This is a genomic window from Methylobacterium sp. ARG-1 (genome assembly GCF_001262595.1).
Taxonomy (GTDB): domain Bacteria; phylum Pseudomonadota; class Alphaproteobacteria; order Rhizobiales; family Beijerinckiaceae; genus Methylobacterium; species Methylobacterium brachiatum.
On the sequence record NZ_LHCD01000019.1, the window covers coordinates 1 to 18773 of the forward strand.

The 18773-nt window shown below is 70.3% G+C and carries 13 protein-coding genes and 1 pseudogene; 6 read left to right on the forward strand and 8 right to left on the reverse strand.

Annotated elements, in window-relative coordinates; translation table 11 throughout:
* From AKJ13_RS17825 to AKJ13_RS17835, 3 genes and pseudogenes are all read right to left on the reverse strand, one after another.
* Positions 1–219: pseudogene (locus AKJ13_RS17825) on the reverse strand (DUF4381 domain-containing protein); the annotation flags it as partial.
* Between the two features lie 141 nt (positions 220–360).
* On the reverse strand, positions 361–1218 hold the full coding sequence (locus AKJ13_RS17830; RefSeq protein ID WP_244471647.1) for a DUF58 domain-containing protein: 858 nt from the start codon (positions 1216–1218) through the stop codon (positions 361–363).
* Between the two features lie 161 nt (positions 1219–1379).
* A complete protein-coding gene (locus tag AKJ13_RS17835; protein ID WP_050734565.1) occupies positions 1380–2399 on the reverse strand; it encodes a MoxR family ATPase in 1020 nt (339 codons plus the stop codon).
* Positions 2400–2622: 223 nt separating this feature from the next.
* Here AKJ13_RS17835 and AKJ13_RS17840 point away from each other — a divergent pair, with 223 nt between their 5' ends.
* Positions 2623–3333, forward strand: coding sequence for an MgtC/SapB family protein (locus tag AKJ13_RS17840; RefSeq protein ID WP_050734566.1), 711 nt, complete (start codon positions 2623–2625; stop codon positions 3331–3333).
* Positions 3334–3414: 81 nt separating this feature from the next.
* Here the strand turns inward: AKJ13_RS17840 and AKJ13_RS17845 are convergent, their stop codons facing one another.
* A complete protein-coding gene (locus tag AKJ13_RS17845; protein WP_244471645.1) occupies positions 3415–3747 on the reverse strand; it encodes a hypothetical protein in 333 nt (110 codons plus the stop codon).
* A gap of 268 nt (positions 3748–4015) precedes the next feature.
* Here AKJ13_RS17845 and AKJ13_RS17850 point away from each other — a divergent pair, with 268 nt between their 5' ends.
* From AKJ13_RS17850 to rnhA, 4 genes are all read left to right on the forward strand, one after another.
* Positions 4016–4861 (forward strand): NlpC/P60 family protein, encoded by an 846-nt coding sequence (locus tag AKJ13_RS17850; RefSeq protein WP_050734568.1) that lies wholly within the window; start codon positions 4016–4018, stop codon positions 4859–4861.
* 133 nt (positions 4862–4994) lie between these two features.
* Positions 4995–6011 carry a 4-hydroxy-3-methylbut-2-enyl diphosphate reductase gene (ispH, locus tag AKJ13_RS17855; protein ID WP_050734569.1) on the forward strand — a complete coding sequence of 339 codons (1017 nt, stop codon included), beginning with the start codon at positions 4995–4997 and terminating at the stop codon, positions 6009–6011.
* Positions 6012–6243: 232 nt separating this feature from the next.
* Positions 6244–7209, forward strand: coding sequence for a homoserine kinase (gene thrB / locus AKJ13_RS17860; protein ID WP_050734629.1), 966 nt, complete (start codon positions 6244–6246; stop codon positions 7207–7209).
* 7 nt (positions 7210–7216) lie between these two features.
* Positions 7217–7690 (forward strand): ribonuclease HI, encoded by a 474-nt coding sequence (gene rnhA, locus AKJ13_RS17865; protein ID WP_050734570.1) that lies wholly within the window; start codon positions 7217–7219, stop codon positions 7688–7690.
* A gap of 136 nt (positions 7691–7826) precedes the next feature.
* On the opposite strand, the gene zwf is transcribed toward rnhA, so the two are convergent.
* Entirely contained in the window at positions 7827–9353 is a 1527-nt protein-coding gene (gene zwf / locus AKJ13_RS17870) for a glucose-6-phosphate dehydrogenase (protein WP_050734571.1), read from the reverse strand.
* Positions 9354–9469: 116 nt separating this feature from the next.
* Here zwf and dmeF point away from each other — a divergent pair, with 116 nt between their 5' ends.
* Complete coding sequence (gene dmeF, locus AKJ13_RS17875; RefSeq protein ID WP_050734630.1) at positions 9470–10447, forward strand: CDF family Co(II)/Ni(II) efflux transporter DmeF; 978 nt, start codon at positions 9470–9472, stop codon at positions 10445–10447.
* 58 nt (positions 10448–10505) lie between these two features.
* Here the strand turns inward: dmeF and AKJ13_RS17880 are convergent, their stop codons facing one another.
* From AKJ13_RS17880 to AKJ13_RS17890, 3 genes are all read right to left on the reverse strand, one after another.
* Positions 10506–12008, reverse strand: coding sequence for an efflux transporter outer membrane subunit (locus AKJ13_RS17880; RefSeq protein WP_144426294.1), 1503 nt, complete (start codon positions 12006–12008; stop codon positions 10506–10508).
* A 197-nt stretch (positions 12009–12205) separates the two neighbouring features.
* Entirely contained in the window at positions 12206–15643 is a 3438-nt protein-coding gene (locus AKJ13_RS17885; protein WP_050734573.1) for an efflux RND transporter permease subunit, read from the reverse strand.
* Entirely contained in the window at positions 15640–18765 is a 3126-nt protein-coding gene (locus AKJ13_RS17890; protein ID WP_050734574.1) for an MdtB/MuxB family multidrug efflux RND transporter permease subunit, read from the reverse strand. The genes AKJ13_RS17885 and AKJ13_RS17890 overlap by 4 nt, the downstream gene beginning before the upstream one ends.
* Positions 18766–18773 lie beyond the last annotated feature (8 nt).

The window sequence follows — 18773 nt, forward strand, 5'->3', positions numbered from 1 at the left end:
GTCGAGACTGCGGGTGCCGGCGAGTTCCGCCAATGCAGCCCGGCGCAGGCTCGCCCGGGCCCGACCGCGCAGGTAGCGGACGAGACCGACCAGCAGGGCGGCGAGGAAGCCGAGCGCCGCCGCCGCGACGATCTCCCCCTGCACCGCCCCGGCGGCGCCCCCGGGCAGGTGCAGGCCGCGGAGCTGGTCGAGGGACGGGGCGATCTCGGCGGGGTTCATCGCGCGAGGCCCGCGGATCGTCCGGCACGTCCCGGCTGACGGATCGCCGTGACCAGACACGCCGTCATTCCGGGGCCGCGCAGCGGAGCCCGGACTGACGGATCTGTTCTGCCATCCCGTTCGAAAGCGTGCGCCCGCGCCTCACAGCACCGCATCGAGGCGCTCCATCAGCGGCGCGTAGGCCTCGGGGCCGGCCTCGACGTCGAGGCGCACGCCGGCGATGCCCCGGCGGGCGTAGTCGGCGAGCCGCGCCTCGGCGGTCTCGCCCGGCAACGCTGCGGGAAGTGCGGTCCCGCGCCGGCCATCCGCCAGGGCGAAGGGGTAGAAGCCCGGTGGGCGGATGCGCTCGAAGGCGTCGCTGACCAGGATGAGCCGGATCGCGACCCGCTCGGCCAGCAGGGTCAGCGTCGCGTCGAAGCCAGGCCCGGGGGCGTCGAGGGCGCTGGCGATGACCAGGTGGCCGCCCGAGGGCAGCAGGCTGCGGGCGAGCCCGAGGATCGGCTCCAGGGGCGCGTCGGACCCGGCGGCGCCGGCGGCTTCGAGGGCGCCGGCATGGGCCTGAGCCAGGGCCCCGGTCACCGCGATCATGGCGCGCTCGCCGCCGGACGGGCGCAGCACCGTCGGCGCCCCGGCGGTCGCTACGGCGAGGCCGACCCGGCCGCCATCGGCCGCCACCCGCCAGCCGAGCAGCGCCAGGGCCTCGGCGGCGGCCACCGAGCGCAGGGCCCGGCGGGTGCCGAACAGCATGGAGGGCCGGAAATCGGCGAGCAGCACCACGGCGCGGTCGCGCTCGTCGTGATGGGTGCGCACATGCAGCTGCCCGGTGCGCGCGGTGGCGTTGCGGTCGATGAACCGGCGGTCGTCGCCCTCGGACCAGAGCCGCACATCCTCCGGCTCGGAACCGCGCCCGCGCCGTTTCGTGACGATGCCGCCGGGCAGGCCCGCGAGCGTCCGGGTCGCGGGCGCCGCGCCCCGCCGGGCGAGATGGCGCAGGCCCATCAGGGCCTCGCCGGAGAGGTGGATGCCGTGGTCTTGAGACTTGGCGAAGCCCACGCCCTGTCCGGATGCGGCGCTCCCCTCTCCCCCCCTGCTGCGCAGGGTACCCTCCCCCGCAGAGGGGGGCGGGAGAGGGCGTCGCCTGTCCCAGAACCCGAACACGCTCAGAGCGCCCGCACCCGCTGCACCAGCTCGCCGACCAGGCCGCGGGCGGTCTTGCCCTCGGCGGCGGCCCGCCAGGTCAGGCCGATCCGGTGGGAGAGCGCGTCCCGGGCGAGCTCCGTGACATCCTCCGGGGTGACGTGGTCCCGGCCCCGGAGCCAGGCCCGGGCCTTGCCGGCCATCATCAGCGCCAGGGTGCCGCGCGGCGAGGCGGGATGCTCGATCATGGCCCGCAGGTCCGGCGCCGCCGTATCGGTGCGGGTCGCCGCCACCAGGCGGACCAGGTAATCCTTGAGCGCCGGCGACACGTAGGTGGCGAGCGCCGCCTCCCGGGCAGCGCGCACGTCGGCGAGCGACAGGCGCACCGGCATCGCCTCGGCATGGTGGGTGATCTCACCCTCCACGAGGTCGAGGATCGCCCGCTCGGTGGCCTCGTCGGGCATCTCGACCACGACGTGCAGCAGGAAGCGGTCGAGCTGCGCCTCCGGCAGCGGGAAGGTGCCGGCATGCTCGATCGGGTTCTGGGTCGCCACGACCATGAACGGGTCGGCGAGCGGATGGGTCGAGCCCGAGACCGTGATCTGCCCCTCGGCCATCGCCTCGAGCAGGGCCGATTGCACCTTCGGCGGCGCGCGGTTGACCTCGTCCACCAGCACCAGGGCGTGGAACAGGGGGCCCTGCAGGAACTCGAAGCTGCCGCTGTCCTGGCGCCAGACGGTGGTGCCGGTGAGATCGGCCGGCATCAGGTCCGGGGTGCACTGGATGCGGGCGAACGACCCGTCGAGCCCGTCGGCCAGCCGCTTGACCGCGCGGGTCTTGGCCAGCCCCGGCGCACCTTCGATCAGGAGATGGCCGCCGGTGAGAAGCCCGATCAGCAGGCGCTCGACCAGGCCGGCGCTGCCGATCAAGCCGCGTTCCAGTCCGTCGCGGAGCGCCATGACCCGCCCGTGTAGGGCGGCGTCTGGAGTGGCGGCATCCGGGGTGAAGGCGGCGGGCCGGCTTTCGACGAGGGCGCCGCTCATGCGGGAAACGCTCGTGCGGGGAGACAAACTCCTGCCGCGGGGGCCGTGTCCTGCATCCTGCACGTCTCCTCGGCCGGGTCCCGTATTCTCATGGGATCCTCAGGTTGGAGCCGGTGTGCCTGCTGCCCGGTGGGGCCGTCAATCCCGACGGGTTCCGCCTTCGGTGGAGCGGCCGAGCCATGATGTCACGGTTTCGTCACGTCTCCCCTCGCAAGAGACCGCCATGACCAGCTACGCCGCCATCCCGGAAGAACTGAAATCCGCCATCGGCCTGATGGTGGCTTTCGTGCTCGGCACCGCGATCGGGGCCGAGCGGCAATACCGGCAGCGTACCGCGGGCCTGCGCACGGCGGTGCTGGTGGCGATCGGCGCCTCGGCCTTCGTCGATCTGGGCATGCGGCTGACCGGCCCGGACGGCGGTACCCGCACCGTGGCCTACGTGATCTCCGGCATCGGCTTCCTGGGCGCCGGCGTGATCATGAAGGAGGGGATGAACGTGCGCGGCCTCAACACGGCCGCGACCCTGTGGTGCTCCGCCGCCGTGGGCGCGTTCTGCGGCGCCGACCTGCCGCTGGAGGCGGTGTTCGTCACCATCACGGTGCTGACCTGCAACACCGCGCTGCGGCCGCTGGTGAACGCCATCAACCGCGCGCCGATCCGCGAATCGGCGACCGAGGCGACCTACGAGGTCCAGGTGACCACCGCGCCCGGCGAGGCCGGACCCGCCCAGGACCTGCTGGTCGAGCGCCTGGAGGCGGCGAATTATCCGGTGAGCAGCGTCGAGGTGGAGGAGCGCGGCGAGGGCGCGGTCGACGTGGTCGCGACGCTCACCGCCAGCGCCGTGAAGGCGGACGAGCTCGATGCGGTCACGGCCGATCTCGCCAAGGCCCCGGGCATCCGCCACGCCACCTGGTCGGTCCAGACCGCCGATTGATCTTTTTGGACTTGGCGTCGCGCCGGGCTGCAGCCGGTGCGCCGACGCCCGTGAGGTCCGGTGAGGACCGGTCCGGCCCTATCAGCGCGGCGGCGCGAGGGGCCGGCTGCGGCGTTCGATCACCACGGTCGGGCGGGTGCGGCGCTCGACCACCACGGTGCGCGGCGCCCGGCTCGGGCTGGCATGGGTCAGGATCCGCTCAGGCGCGCGCTCCGGCTTGGCCTTCTTGGCCGCCAGGACGTGCGGGCGCACCTCATCGGCCGGAAGCCCGATCAGGCCCGCGGCGATCTCGACCTGCTGCTCGACATCGTCGGCCAGATCCTGGGCGGCGGCGACCGCCTCGTTCACCGTCGGCGGCTCGCGGCGCACGCGGATCGGCGGCAGGTCGGCGAAGCTCTTCTGCGTCTTCTTCACGGGGCGACTCGCGGTCATCATGGGACGGACATAGCGCTTTCCCGACGGGTTGTGCAGTGCATCAAAAACGTCGGCCGCCCGTCCCGGGAACATGACTCGCATCGGTGTCACGGCATCAGGCAGGCCAGCGGCCTGATTTCCCAGGGCGAAATCATCCGGTAGTCGTCCGGCATCCCGATGCGGCATAAGAGCGCGCATATCGACCAGCGGCCAGACGGAATGCCCCGTCCGATCCCGGGCGGGCCGGTGAATGTATAGGCTGACCGCCATGACCGAATCGCTCGATCCCCGCCTGACCCCGGCGCGCCCGGACATCGCCGACCTGAGTCTGAGAGGCCGGGTCACGGCGGAGCGGTTCGTCGCCGCCACGCCGCGCCGGGTCGTGGCGCCCGCCGCGCCCCTGCGCCGGGCGCCCTCCCCGGCGGCCGGGCTCGACACCGAGGCGCTGCTCGGCGACGCCGTGGATTTTTACGCCGAGCAGGACGGGTTCGCCTTCGTGCAACTCGTCCGGGATAGCTATGTCGGCTACCTGCCGGCCGCATCCCTGGGCGACGCCGATCCCGAGCCGACCCATCGGGTCACGGCGTTGCGCACCTTCCTGTATCCCGAGCCCGACCTGAAGCGGCCGGTGCGCGCGCATCTCAGCCTCGGCGCGCGCCTCGTGGTCACCGGTGAGGCGGGGGCCTATCTCGAGACCCCCGGCGGCTACGTCTTCGCGCGCCACTGCGCCCCGCTGGCGCAGCACGAGCCCGACTACGCCGCCACGGCCGAGCGGCTCGTGGGCATTCCCTATCTCTGGGGCGGCCGCACCAGCCTGGGGCTCGATTGCTCCGGCCTCGTGCAACTCTGCCTCGACGCCGCCGGCCTCCCCTGCCCGCGCGACGCGGACATGCAGGAGCGCGACCTCGGCCGGGCGCTGCCGCTGGCGTTGGAAGGATTGCGCCGGGGCGATTTCGTGTTCTGGCGCGGCCATGTCGGGCTGATGCTCGACCCGGAGACGCTGATCCACGCCAACGGCCACCACATGGCCGTGGCGGTCGAGCCCCTGGCCGGCGCGGTCGCCCGGATCCAGGAGAACAGTTTTGGGGCGGTGACGGGGATCCGGCGGCTCTAGGGGGTGGATCCGGGCGCCCCGGGTCCAATTGGCGCGGCAAACGTGCTACAGAGGCGCTCCGCGGTCGTCTTCCTGCCCGGTTCGCAGTCCAGGACCGTTGACAGGACAGCCCCGCCCTCGCCACATCGCCCCCATGACCGCAGACATCGCGTCCCTCGCGCCCGCCCAGAGCTCCTCTGGTGAAGGCACCACCGGCAAGCCGCCGCTGGAGATCCTGCTCTGTGCCCCCCGCGGCTTCTGCGCCGGCGTGGTGCGGGCCATCGACGTGGTCGAGCGGGCTCTCGCCCTCTACGGGCCGCCCGTCTACGTCCGGCACGAGATCGTCCACAACAAGTACGTGGTCGAGAGCCTGAAGCGGAAGGGCGCCGTGTTCGTGCGCGAGCTCGACGAGGTGCCCGATAGCGGCGCCCCGGTGATCTTCTCCGCCCACGGCGTCGCCAAGACCGTGCCGGCCAACGCCGATTCCCGCGGGCTGACCACGATCGACGCCACCTGCCCGCTGGTGACCAAGGTGCATCGCGAGGCCGAGATCCACCACAAGCGCGGCCGCCACGTGCTGCTGGTCGGCCATTCCGGCCATCCCGAGGTGGTCGGCACCATGGGCCAGCTGCCCAAGGGCTCGATCACCCTGGTGGAGGATCTGGACCAGATCCAGGCCCTGACCCCCGAGAACCCCGACAACCTCGCCTGGGTCACCCAGACGACCCTGTCGGTCGACGACACCCGCCACATCGTCGAGGCGCTGAAGAAGAAGTTCCCGAACATCACCGGGCCGCACAAGGACGACATCTGCTACGCCACCACCAACCGCCAGGAAGCGGTGAAGCAGGTGGCCCCGCTGGTGGACGCCCTGATCGTGGTCGGCTCCTCGAACTCCTCGAACTCGCAGCGCCTGCGCGAGGTCGCCGAGCGCGTCGGCTGCCCGATCACCCGCCTCGTGCTGCGCGCCGAGGAGATCGACTGGCCGGCCTTCGAGGGCATCCGCAAGCTCGGCCTCACGGCCGGCGCCTCGGCCCCCGAGGTGCTGGTCGAGGAGATCATCGAAGCCTTCGCGGCCCGCTACGACGTGATCGTCGACACGGTCTCGACAGTGGTCGAGGACATGGTCTTCCCGTTGCCGCGCGAGCTGCGCAGCGAAGCGGCCGAGTAGGCCGCTCCGGATACGGCCCCCGACGGGGGCTTATCCCGACCAAATCCCGCATCCTGAGGGGCCGAAGCGTAGCGGGAGCCGCGAAGGAGGGCTTCAGGGGTCGTGCGGCCGGCTGGAGCCCTCCTTCGCGGCTGCTGCGCAGCATCTCAGGATGAGGGGGCGGAAGACCGGGACCGTCCGGCCCATGGGCGATCCCGAATCCCAAACGAATCCCGAACCCGAGCGCGAACACGTGGCCGTCTACACCGAGGTATCCGACGCGGCGCTCTCCGAGTTCCTGTCCGCCTACGACATCGGCAGCCTGCTCTCCTTCAAGGGCATCGCCGAGGGCGTTGAGAATTCCAACTTCTTCCTGCAGACCACCCGGGGCCGCTACATCCTGACCCTCTACGAGAAGCGGGTGCGGGAGGGGGATCTGCCGTTCTTCATCGGGCTGATGGAGCATCTCTCGGCCCGCGGGCTCGCCTGCCCGCAGCCGGTGCGGGACCGGGCCGGCACGGCTCTGGGCCAGCTCTGCGGCCGGCCCGCCGCCATCGTCAGCTTTCTGGAGGGGGTCTCGGTCAAGACACCGGGCGTCGGGCATTGCCGGGAACTCGGCCGGGCGCTCGCCGAGCTGCACGCCGCCGGCGCCGATTTCCGCATGGTGCGCGAGAACAGCCTCTCGGTGGAATCCTGGCGCCCGCTCTTCGCGCAGGCCGAGGCCCAGGCCGATTCGGTCGCGCCGGGGCTGGCGGAGCGCACCCGCGCCGACCTCGCGCTCCTCGAAGCGTCCTGGCCCGAAAACCTGCCGGGCGGGGTGATCCACGCGGATCTGTTCACCGACAACGTGTTCTTCATCGGCGACGCCCTCTCGGGGCTGATCGACTTCTACTTCGCCTGCACGGACGCCTTCGCGTACGACCTCGCGGTCTGCCTCAACGCCTGGTGCTTCGAGGCCGACGGCACCTTCCACCGGGACATGGCGGCTGCCTTGATTGCCGGCTACGAGGCGGTGCGACCCCTGGAGCCCGCGGAAGTCGCGGCGCTGCCGATCCTGTGCCGGGGCGCGGCGCTGCGCTTCATGCTGACCCGCCTGGTCGATTGGCTGAACGTGCCGCCCGGTGCCCTGGTGAAGCCCAAGGACCCGCGGGAATTCGATCACCGGCTGACCTTCCACCGCCAGGCGCGGGACGCGCAGGATTACGGGCGGCAGGCCTGAGGGACGGATGAGCACCGAGACGACCGAGACCGCGGCCGAGCCGACGCGGGTGAAGATCTACACGGACGGCGCCTGCTCGGGGAATCCCGGCCCGGGCGGCTGGGGCGCGATCCTGATCTTCGGCGACACCCAGAAGGAGCTCTCGGGCGGCGAGGCCTTCACCACCAACAACCGCATGGAGATCCTGGCCGCGATCGAATCCCTGGAGGCGCTCAAGCGCCCCTGTCGGGTCGACCTGTTCACGGACTCCCAGTACCTGCGCCAGGGCATCACCAGCTGGATCCACAATTGGAAGGCCCGGGGCTGGCGCACCGCCGACAAGAAGCCGGTGAAGAACGAGGATCTCTGGCGCCGGATCGACGCCGCTCGCGAGCGCCACGATGTGGCCTGGCACTGGGTCAAGGGCCATGCCAGCGACCCGCTGAACAACCGGGTCGACGCGCTCGCCGTGGCCGCGATGCTGCCGTTCAAGCGGCGCTGAGATCGGGGTTTCCAAAGGGCTCAGCCCTTTGGCGAAGCCCTTGAAGAGTGCGGGCTCTGCCCGTACCCGCAAAAGGTCCCGGACCTTTTGAATCCGGGGCTTTCGCGGATCGAAGCCGAGTCCTTGAGAACTGGTTTCAATCCGTCTTGCCGTCGAGGCCCAGCCAATGGCGGCCGTCGCGGGCCAGGAGCTCGTCGGCCTCCTTCGGCCCCGTGCTGCCGGCGGGATAGGGCTTCACATCCGCCTGCGGCCAGCCCTTGAGCAGCGGATCGACCGCCGCCCAGCCGGCTTCGATATTGTCGGCCCGCTGGAACAGGGTCGCGTCGCCGATCATGCAATCGTACAGCAGGGTCTCGTAGCCGACATTCGGCTGATCGGGAAAGAAGTCCTTGTAGCGGAACGTTGCCCCGACCCGGCCGATCCGCATCTCCGGGCCCGGGACCTTCACGTTGAACTCGGTGCTGACCCCGTGGTCCGGATCGATCATGATCCGCATCACGGTCGGGCCAAGATCGGCGTTGGGCGTGTCCTCGAACATCTTGAACGGAGCCGGCTTGAACAGCACCGCGATCTCGGTGCGCCGCCCGGTCATGCGCTTGCCGGTGCGGACGTAGAACGGCACGCCGGCCCAGCGCCAGTTCTCGATGTTGAGCTTGAGGGCGATGTAGGTCTCGGTGACCGAATCCTTGGCGACATGCGGCTCGTCGCGGTAGCCCGGCACGTCATGCCCCTCCGACGTGCCCGCGGTGTACTGGCCGCGCACTGCGTCCTCCGGGGGGATCGGCTTGACCGCCTGGGCGAGCTTGGCCTTCTCCGAGCGCACCGCCTCGGCGTCGAAGGAGTTCGGCGGCTCCATGGCGACCATGCAGAGCAGCTGGAACATGTGGTTGGGCACCATGTCCCGCAGGGCCCCGGTCGGCTCATAGAAGCCGCCGCGCTCCTCGACGCCCACGGTCTCGGCCGCGGTGATCTGGACGCTGTCGATGTATTCCCGCCGCCAGACCGGTTCCAGCAGGCCGTTGGCGAAGCGGAACGCCATGATCGACTGGACCGTCTCCTTCCCGAGGAAGTGGTCGATCCGGTAGAACTGGCTCTCGTCGCCCTGTTTCAGGATCCGGGCGTTGAGCTCCCGGGCGGAGGCGAGGTCGGAACCGAACGGCTTCTCGATCACCACCCGGCGGAAATCGCCGTTCTCTTGGCGGAGCAGCCCGGCCTGGCCGAGGCCATCGACGATCGTCCCGAAGAACCGGGCCGCCACCGCGCAGTAGAACACCGCACTGCCGCGCACCTTGTCTTTGACCGCGGCGAAGGTCTCGGGCTTCTCGAAATCGCCCTTCAGGTAATGGAGCCGGTCGCGGATGAAGCCCCAGCTCTTGGGATCGATATGGTCGGCGTGGAACTCCGAGGTCGGATCCTTGCTGAACGCCTCCATGGTTTTGGTGAGGCTGTCGCGCAGGGATTCGTCGGTCCCGTCGGAATGGTCGACGCCCAGGATGGAAAAGCCCTCCGGCAGGAGCCCGGCCCCGGCGAGGTTGTAGAGCGAGGGCATCAGCAGGCGCTTGGTCAAGTCGCCGCCGGCTCCGAAGATCACCAGCGTGCAGGGCGGCGCCGGCTTGGTACCGCTGGCCGCATCATCTTTGAGGGCTGTCGTCTGCTCGGCCATTCCTGGCTCCCATCGGTCTGCGGTGCAGCAAATCGGCGTGACAACTGGCCTGTAGCAATGCCCGTTCCGGCTGTCCGCCGCTATGCTCCACCGAGACGATTGCAACGGAGATGCGCATGCATACCCATTCCCTCGAACCCTGGAGCCACGGCCACGTCTTCCTGGGGGATCGGCACGACCGGCACGCGCGCCGGACCTGGGCGGTGGTGGCGCTGACGGCGGTCACGATGGTGGTCGAGATCGCCGGCGGCAGCTGGTTCGGCTCGATGGCGCTGGTGGCCGATGGCTGGCACATGTCGACCCATGCGGCGGCGCTCGGCATCGCGGCCCTGGCCTATCGCTTTGCCCGACGGCACGCGGAGGATCCGCGCTTCACCTTCGGCACCGGCAAGTTCGGGGATCTGGCGGCGTTTGCCAGCGCGATCATCCTGGGCCTGGTCGCGCTCCTGATCGGCGCCGAGAGCATCGACCGGCTGCTCCATCCGGCGCCGATCGGCTTCGGGCAGGCGATCCCGATCGCGATCCTCGGGCTGGCCGTGAACCTCGCCAGCGTCTGGCTCCTGCACGACGACCATGACGACCACGGGCATCATGGCCATGCCCATGGCGGCCACAGCCATGGCGGGCACGGGGGGCATGGTCATGGTGTTCACGGGCATGGCGGGCACGACACCAATTTCCGCGCCGCCTATATCCACGTGCTCGCGGATGCGCTGACCTCGGTGCTGGCGATCGCCGCCCTCCTCGGCGGGCGCTATCTCGGCCTCGCCTGGCTCGATCCGGCCATGGGTCTGGTCGGCACGGTGGTGATCCTGGCCTGGTCCTGGAGCCTCCTGCGCACGGCCGGCCTCGTGCTCCTCGACGCCCGGCCGTCGCCGGCTGCCACCGCGGAGATCCGCGCCCGCCTGGAGACGGACGGCGACCGGGTGAGCGACCTGCATCTCTGGCAGGTCGGGCCGGGCCATCGCGCCGCCGTGATCGCCCTGGTCAGCGACAACCCGCAGCCGCCGGCCCACTACAAGGCCCGGCTCGCCGGGCTGCGCGACCTGAGCCACGTCACGATCGAGGTGCAGCCCTGCCCGGGACATGCCTGATCCGGGATCCCAAAGGGCTCAGCCCTTTGGCGGGGTTCGGGGGCGGAGCCCCGATAAGCTACTCGTCCACCCGGACGGCCTGACCGCCCCGGTCGATCGGCAGGGCCGGGCCCTTCAATTCGGCGTCGCTGGGCAGGGAGCGCACGTCCCAGCCGCCGCCGAGCGCCCGAATCAGCGTGACCGCCGCGGTGAAGCGGCTGAGCCGGACCTGAAGGGCGTTGATCTCGTTGTTCACGAGCAGGCCCTGGGCGGTCACCACGGTGGTGAAGTTCTGCGTGCCGGCCCGGTACTCGTTGAGGGTGATCTCCACGGCCTTGCGCGAGGATTCGACGGCCGCATCCTGGGCCCCCTGCTGCAGGCCGAGGATGCGCAGGGCCGCCATCTGGTTCTCGACCTCCGCCAGGGCGGCGAGCACCACCTGCCGGTAATTGGCCACCGCCGCGTCGTAGCCGGCCTCGGCCGAGCGCACGGCCGCGGTGCGGGCGCCGCCATCGAACAGGACCTCGGTCCCGGCCGCGGTCGTCGACCAGACCTGGTTGGCCGCGGAGAACAGGCCGTTGCGGGTCAGCCCGGAGACCCCGCCCTGGGCCGAGATCGTGACGGTCGGGAAGAAGGCCGCCACGGCGACGCCGATCCGCTCGCTCTGTCCCTGCACCACACGCTCGGCCTGAGCCACGTCGGGGCGCCGCTCGAGAAGGTCGGACGGGATTCCGACCGGCACGGCGGGCGGGTTGCGGCCGATGCCGGCCACCGGGATCGAGACCTCCGAGGGTGGCCGCCCGATCAGGGTGGCGATGGCGTTGACGTATTGCACCCGGGTCAGCCGAACCGCGATGGCCTGGGCCTCGATGGTCTGGACCTGGGTCTGCGCGGTGATCACGTCGGAGCGGGCCGCGACGCCGGCGGCGTACTGGTTCTCGGTGATGGCGAGCGTCTTCTTGAAGTTCGCCACGTTCTCGTCGAGCACCTTCTGGAGGGCGTCGGCGTAGCGCACGGTCAGGTAGTCGGCGGCGATCTCGGCCTGGATGGTCAGGCGGGTCAACGCGATCGTGGCCGCGTCGGACTGGGCGAGCGCCGCCTCGCTCTCGATGTTCCGGCGGGTGCCGCCGAACAGGTCGAGCTCCCAGCTGGCCTGGCCGAGCAGCGACGCGCTGGTGCGCACGGTGTTGCCGCTGCCTGTCCGGGTAATGCTCGGGGCGCCGATGACGGTCGGGTACAGGGCGGCCTGGGCCGAGGCGACCAGGGCCCGGGCCTGCCGGTAATTCGCCACCGCCTGCCGCAGGGATTGGTTGTCGACGTCGACCAGGCGGATCAGGCGGTCGAGGATCGGGTCCTTGAACACCCGCCACCAATCGCCCCGCTCGGCCGCGTCGTTGGGCCGGGCCTCGCGCCAGCCCTTCTTGCGCGCGGCCACGACGGCTGGGCTGTCCTCCCGCTTGCCGCCTTCCCTGTAGGCGAGCGGTGTCTCGACGGAGGGCCGGGCATAGTCGGGGCCGACCACGCAGCCCGCCAACGCGGGGATGATGGGGAGGAGGATCAGGGCGCTGCGTAGGTTGCCGATACGTCTCCCTCTGCCCTCTGCGTAAGGAGGCAAGTCACCCTGCGTCAGTAGGCGTTGAGCTGCGACGTGCCCCCTATCCCGCACGGGAGAGGGGACCTGCGCCGCATCCGTCGAAGATGCGCGCGTGCAGCCCACAGTGCCGACGGATATGGGCGCGCGCGCGGGTGCCGGCGGTGTTTCACGTGAAAACGGGCGCATCACTCTCCGGCCGGCAATGCCGCTGCGCCGCCGCGCCCGGCGCGCCTGCGGCGGGCGAGCACCCGGTGCCGGAGGCGGTCGAGGGTCAGGTAGACGACGGGGGTGGTGTACAGGGTCAGGATCTGGCTCACGATCAATCCGCCCACGATGGCGATGCCCAGGGGCCGGCGCAGCTCGGCCCCCTCGCCGGTGGCCAGGATCAGCGGCACGGCCCCGAGCATCGCGGCGAGCGTGGTCATCATGATCGGCCGGAAGCGCACGAGACAGGCCTCGCGGATCGCGTCCACGGGATTCGCGCCCCGGGTCCGCTCGGCATCGAGGGCCACGTCGATCATCATGATCGCGTTCTTCTTCACGATGCCGATCAGCAGGAACACCGCGATCAGCGCGATGATGGTGAATTCGGTGCCGGTCACCAGCAGGGCCAGCACAGCCCCGACGCCCGCCGACGGCAGGGTCGAGAGGATCGTCAGCGGGTGCACGAAGCTCTCGTATAGGATGCCGAGCACCGCGTAGACCGCCAGGATCGCGGCCAGGATCAGGAGCGGCTGACGCGAGGCCGAGGCGACGTAGTTCTTGGCTGCGCCGGCATATTCGCCGTGGATCGTGGCCGGCAGCCGCAGGGACGACATCGCCCGGTCGATCGCCACCGTGGCATCCGACAGGCTCTTGCCCGGCGCCAGGTTGAACGAGATCGTGGTCGCCACGAACAGGCCCTGGTGGCTCACCTGCACGGGGGCGTTGCCGGGCTCGATCCGCGCGAAGGCCGAGAGCGGAACCATGGTCTCCTTGGCGGCCGAGACCGGCGCGCTCGACGAGGCCCCGCCCTTGCTCGCCGCGATGGCGTTCGAGGAGGCGTTGCGGGCTGAATCGGAGGCGATCGCGGCGGCGTTCGAGGATGCGTCGGCCGTGCTGGCGGCCGCGGTCGACGCGGCGGCGACGCCGGTGGACGCGCCGCCGACCGCGCCCGTGCCGGTCGTGGCCCCCGTCGCGGCGGCGCCGCTCCCCGGGCTGCTGGTGCCGGTGGCCGCATTGGTGTTGACGCCACCCGCCGCCGCCACGGTGCCGGCCACCGCGTTGGTGGTGGCCGAGCCCGGCGCGTTGCCCCCGGAGGTCGAGACGAAGATCTGCTTCAGGGTCTCGGGGGATTCCAGGTAGCGCGGGGCGATCTCCATCACGACGTGGTACTGGTTCAGGGGGTTGTAGATCGTCGAGACCTGGCGCTGGCCGAAGGCGTCGTACAGCGTGTTGTCGATCTTGTTCGGGGTGATGCCGTACCGGAACGCGGTGGCGCGGTCGATCACGACCCGGGTCTCCAGCCCACCCTCCTGCTGGTCCGAGGTGACGTCCGCGAAGGTCGGGTCCTTCTGCAGGGCGGCCAGCAGCTTCGGGGCGGCGGCGAACAGCTCCTCGGCGGTGTCGCCCTGGAGGGTGTACTGGTACTGGGCGAAGCTCTGGCGGCCGCCCATCTGCAGATCCTGACGCGGGAAGACGTAGAGCCGCGCGCCCGCCACCTGGGCCAGCTTCGGCCGGAGCCGCGCCATCACGGCGGAGATCGGCGCCCGTTCGCCGATGGGCTTCAGGCCGATGAACACGTTGGCCGAGTTGGTGCCGCGCCCGCCCGTGAAGCCCACGACGCTCTCCACCGCCGGATCCGCGCCCACGATGGCGGTGGCCTGCCGGAGCTTGGTCTCCATGGACTGGAACGAGATGCGCTGATCGGCCTGGACGCCGCCCATCATCTGGCCGGTATCCTGCTCGGGGAAGAAGCCCTTCGGCACGATGACGTAGAGGTAGACGTTGAGCCCCACCGTGGCGAGCAGGCTCAGCAGCACGAGGCGCGGGTGCGCCAGCGCCACCGCGAGCGTCCGGGCATAGGCGTCGAGCAGCCAGGAGAAGCCGCCCTCCAGGCCGCGAATCAGGATATTCGGGCGGCGTCCCACCGGACGCCCGTGCCCCTCGGGCCGCAGCAGCCGGGCACACATCATCGGTGTCGTCGTGAGCGACAACACCAGAGAAATCAGGATCGACAGCGACAGGGTGACGGAGAATTCCTGGAAGATCCGGCCGATCAGGCCACCCATCAGCAGGATCGGCAGGAACACCGCGATGAGCGACAGGCTCATCGAGATCACCGTGAAGCCGACCTCCCGGGCGCCGATCAGGGCCGCCTGCAGCCGCGGCTTGCCCTCCTCGATGTGGCGCTGGACATTCTCCAGCACCACGATGGCGTCGTCGACCACGAAGCCGGTGCCGATGATCAGGGCGGTGAGCGACAGGATGTTGAGCGAGTAGCCGAGCAGGTACATCGCCGAGAAGGTACCGATGATCGAGATCGGCACCGCCACCGCGGGGATCAGGGTCGCCCGGCCGGAGCGCAGGAAGCCGAACACCACCAGGATCACGAGGCCGACCGCCACGAGCAGGGTCTCCTCGGTGGCCGCCAGCGACGCCCGGATCGTGGCGCTGCGGTCGCCGGTGAGCTTGATGTCGATGCCGCCCGGCAGCGCCGCGGTGAGCTGCGGCAGCGCCTTCTTCACGGCGTCGATGGTCTCGACCACGTTGGCGCCAGGCTGCTTGTAGACGAACAGCAGCACCCCGGCCTTGCCGTTGACGATGCCGAGGTTGCGCTTGTCCTCGACGCCGTCGAGCACCTGGCCCACATCCGTGAGCTTCACCGCGGCGCCGTTGCGGTAGGCCACGATGATGTCGCGGTAATCCTCGGCCTTGCGGCCCTGGTCGTTGGCGTAGAGCTGGTAGCGCCGTCCGCCGGCATCGATCTCGCCCTTGGGCGAGTTGGCGTTCGCCGAGGCGAGCGCCGCCCGGATGCCCTCGAGGCCGATGCCGTAATTGAACAGGGCGGTGGGATCGAGCTCCACCCGCACCGCCGGCAGGGACGAGCCGCCGATATCGACATTGCCGACGCCCGGCAGCTGGGACAGCTTCTGCTGCACCACTGTGGCGGCCGAATCATAGACCTGGCCGCGGGTCAGCGTTTCCGAGGTCAGGCCCAGGATGATGATCGGCGTGTCGGCGGGGTTGAACTTGCGGTAGGTCGGGTTCTGCCGGAGCGAGGCCGGCAGGTCGGCGCGCGCCGCGTTGATCGCAGCCTGCACGTCGCGCGCGGCCCCGTCGATGTCGCGGTTCAGGCCGAACAGCAGCACGATCCGGGTGGAGCCGAGCGCGTTCGTGGACGTCATCTCGTTGACGTCCGCGATGGCGCCGAGCCGCCGCTCGAGGGGGGCCGCCACGGTGGTCGCCATGGTCTCGGGTGAGCCGCCCGGCATCTGCGCCTGGACCAGGATGACCGGGAAGTCGATCTGCGGCAGCGGCGCCACCGGCAGCTTCAGGAACGCGAACAGGCCGGCGAGCAGCACGCCGATCGTGAGCAGCGTGGTCGCGACCGGCCGGCGGATGAACGGCTCGGAGATGTTCACGGGAGCGCCTCGCCGCCCGCGACATCCGGCGCCCGCCGCCCGGCGATCCGGCGCTCCAGCCGGTCGAACGCCAGGTAGATCACCGGGGTCGTGAACAGGGTCAGCACCTGGCTGACGATCAGGCCGCCGGCGATGCAGATGCCGAGCGGCTGGCGCAACTCCGAGCCGACGCCGGTGCCGAGGATCAGCGGCACCGCGGCGAACAGGGCGGCCAGCGTGGTCATCAGGATCGGGCGGAAGCGCAGCAGGCAGGCCTGGAAGATCGCCTCCCGGGGATCGAGCCCGTCCTCGCGCTCGGCCTGGAGCGCGAAGTCGATCATCATGATCGCGTTCTTCTTCACGATGCCGATCAGCAGCACGATGCCGATCACCGCGATGATGTCGAGGGACAGGCCGAACAGCATCAGGCCGAGCAGCGCCCCGATGCCGGCGGACGGCAGGGTCGACAGGATCGTGATCGGGTGGATGAAGCTCTCGTAGAGCACGCCCAGCACGATGTAGACCGTGATGATCGCCGCGAGCACCAGGAACAGCTCGTTGCTGAGCGCCGACTGGAACGCGAAGACCGAGCCCTGCGGCACCACCCGGAACGAGGGCGGCAGGTCGATCGCGGCCTTGGCCTGCTCGATCGCCTCGACCGCCTGCCCGAGGGCCGCGCCGGGTGCGAGGTTGAACGACACCGTCGTGGCGGGGAACTGCCCGAGATGCGAGATCAGCAGGGGCGCCCGCCGCTCGCTGATCCGCGCCACCGCGGAGAGCGGCACCTGGCCGTTGGCCGCCGTCGAGGACGGCAGGTAGATCGTCTCGAGGCTGCGCAGGGTGGTGTGCAGGTTCGGGTCGGCCTCCAGGATCACCCGGTACTGGTTGGACTGGGTGAAGATCGTCGAGATGATCCGCTGGCCGAAGGCGTCGTAGAGGGCGTTGTCGATGGTCGCCGGGGTGATGCCGTAGCGGCCCGCCGTGGGCCGGTCGATGGTGACGTAGGCGGCCAGCCCCTGCGCCTGGTGGTCGCTCGCCACGTCGGCGACCACGGGGGATTTCGCCAGGGCCTCGGTGAAGCGCGGCACCCAGGTCTCGAAATCGTTGAGGTTCGGGGTCTCCAAGATGACTTGGTACTGGGTCGCCGAGACCGCGGTGTCGATAGTCAGGTCCTGGATCGGCTGCATGTACAGGCGCATGCCGGGCTCGGCCCGGGCCGCCGCATTGATCCGCCGGATGATCGCGCTGGCCGAGTCCGTCCGCTGGTCGCGCGGCTTGAGGTTGATCAGCATTCGGCCGGAATTGAGCGTGACGTTCTGGCCGTCGACCCCGATGAACGAGGACAGGCTGGCCACGTCCGGATCCTGCAGGATGATCGCGGCCATCCGCTGCTGGCGCTCGGCCATCGCCCCGTAGGAGACCGACTGGTCCGCCTGCGTGATGCCCTGGATCACGCCGGTATCCTGCACCGGGAAGAACCCCTTGGGGATGACCACGAACAGGTAGACGGTCAGGACCAGGGTCCCGAGGGCCACCAGCAGGGTCAGGCCCTGGTGGTTCAGGACCACGCGCAGGGCGCGGCCGTAGCCAGCGATCAGGCCGTCGATGGCGCGCCGGCCCGCGCGCGACACCACGCCCTCGCGGCGGCGGATCTGGGCCTCGGGCACGTGCTTGAGCAGGCGCGCGCAGAGCATCGGCACGAGGGTCAGCGAGACCACCGCAGAGATCACGATGGTGGCCGCCAGCGTGATGGCGAATTCGTGGAACAGGCGCCCGACCACGTCGCCCATGAACAGCAGCGGGATCAGCACCGCGATCAGCGAGACGGTGAGCGAGATGATGGTGAAGCCGATCTCGCGCGACCCCTTCAGGGACGCTTCGAGGGGCGAATCGCCGGCCTCCACGTGGCGGGCGATGTTCTCGATCACCACGATGGCGTCGTCGACCACGAAGCCGGTGGCGATGGTCAGCGCCATCAGGGACAGGTTGTCGAGGGAGAAGCCGTACAGGTCCATCACCGACAGGGCGCCGATCAGCGACAGGGGCACCGACAGGCTCGGGATCAGCGTCGCCGACAGGCTGCGCAGGAACAGGAAGATCACCAGCACGACCAGCGCGATCGCCAGCCCGAGCTCGAACTGCACGTCCTCCACCGAAGACCGGATCGTGGTGGTGCGGTCGGTGAGCGGCGCCACCGCCACCGCGGTCGGCAGGCTCGCCTGCATTTGGGGCAGCAGCGCCTTGATCTTGTCGACCGTGGCGATGACGTTGGCGCCCGGCTGGCGCTGGATGTTGAGGATCACCGCCGGCGTCCCGTCGGCCCAGGCGCCGAGCTTGGTGTTCTCCGGCCCCTCGACCACGTCGGCGACCTCCGAGAGCATCACCGGGGCGCCGTTGCGATAGGCGATGATCGCCGAATTGTAGGCCTTCGGGTCGCGGATCTGGTCGTTGGCGTTGATCGCGTAGGATTGCTTCGGGCCGTCGATCGAGCCCTTGGGGGTGTTGACGTTCAGGTTGGTGATGGTGGTGCGCAGGTCGTCGATGTTCAGCCCGTAGGCGGCGAGCGCCCGCGCATTGAACCGCACCCGGATCGCCGGGCGCTGGCCCCCCGAGATGCTGACCAGGCCGACGCCCGCCACCTGGCTGATCTTCTGGGCGAGCCGCGACTCGGCGAGATCGCGCACCTGGGTCAGCGGCAGGGTCTTCGAGGTCAGCGCGAGGGTCAGGACCGGCGCGTCGGCCGGGTTGACCTTGGCGTAGATCGGCGGGGCCGGCAGGTCCGAGGGCAGCAGGTTGCCGGCGGCGTTGATCGCCGCCTGGACCTGCTGCTCGGCCACGTCCAGCGCCAGGTCCAGGCTGAATTGCAGCGTGATGACCGAGGCGCCCGCCGAGGATTGCGAGGTCATCTGGTTGAGGTTGGCGAGCTGGCCGAATTGCCGCTCCAGCGGCGCCGTGACCGAGGAGGTCATCACCTCAGGGCTCGCGCCCGGATAGAAGGTCTGGATCTGGATCGTCGGGTAATCGACGGCCGGCAGCGCCGAGACCGGCAGGTTCAGGTACGACACGCCACCGACGATCAGGATCGCCAGCATCAGCAGCGTCGTCGCCACCGGCCGCAGGATGAACAGGCGGGACGGGTTCATGGCAGGCG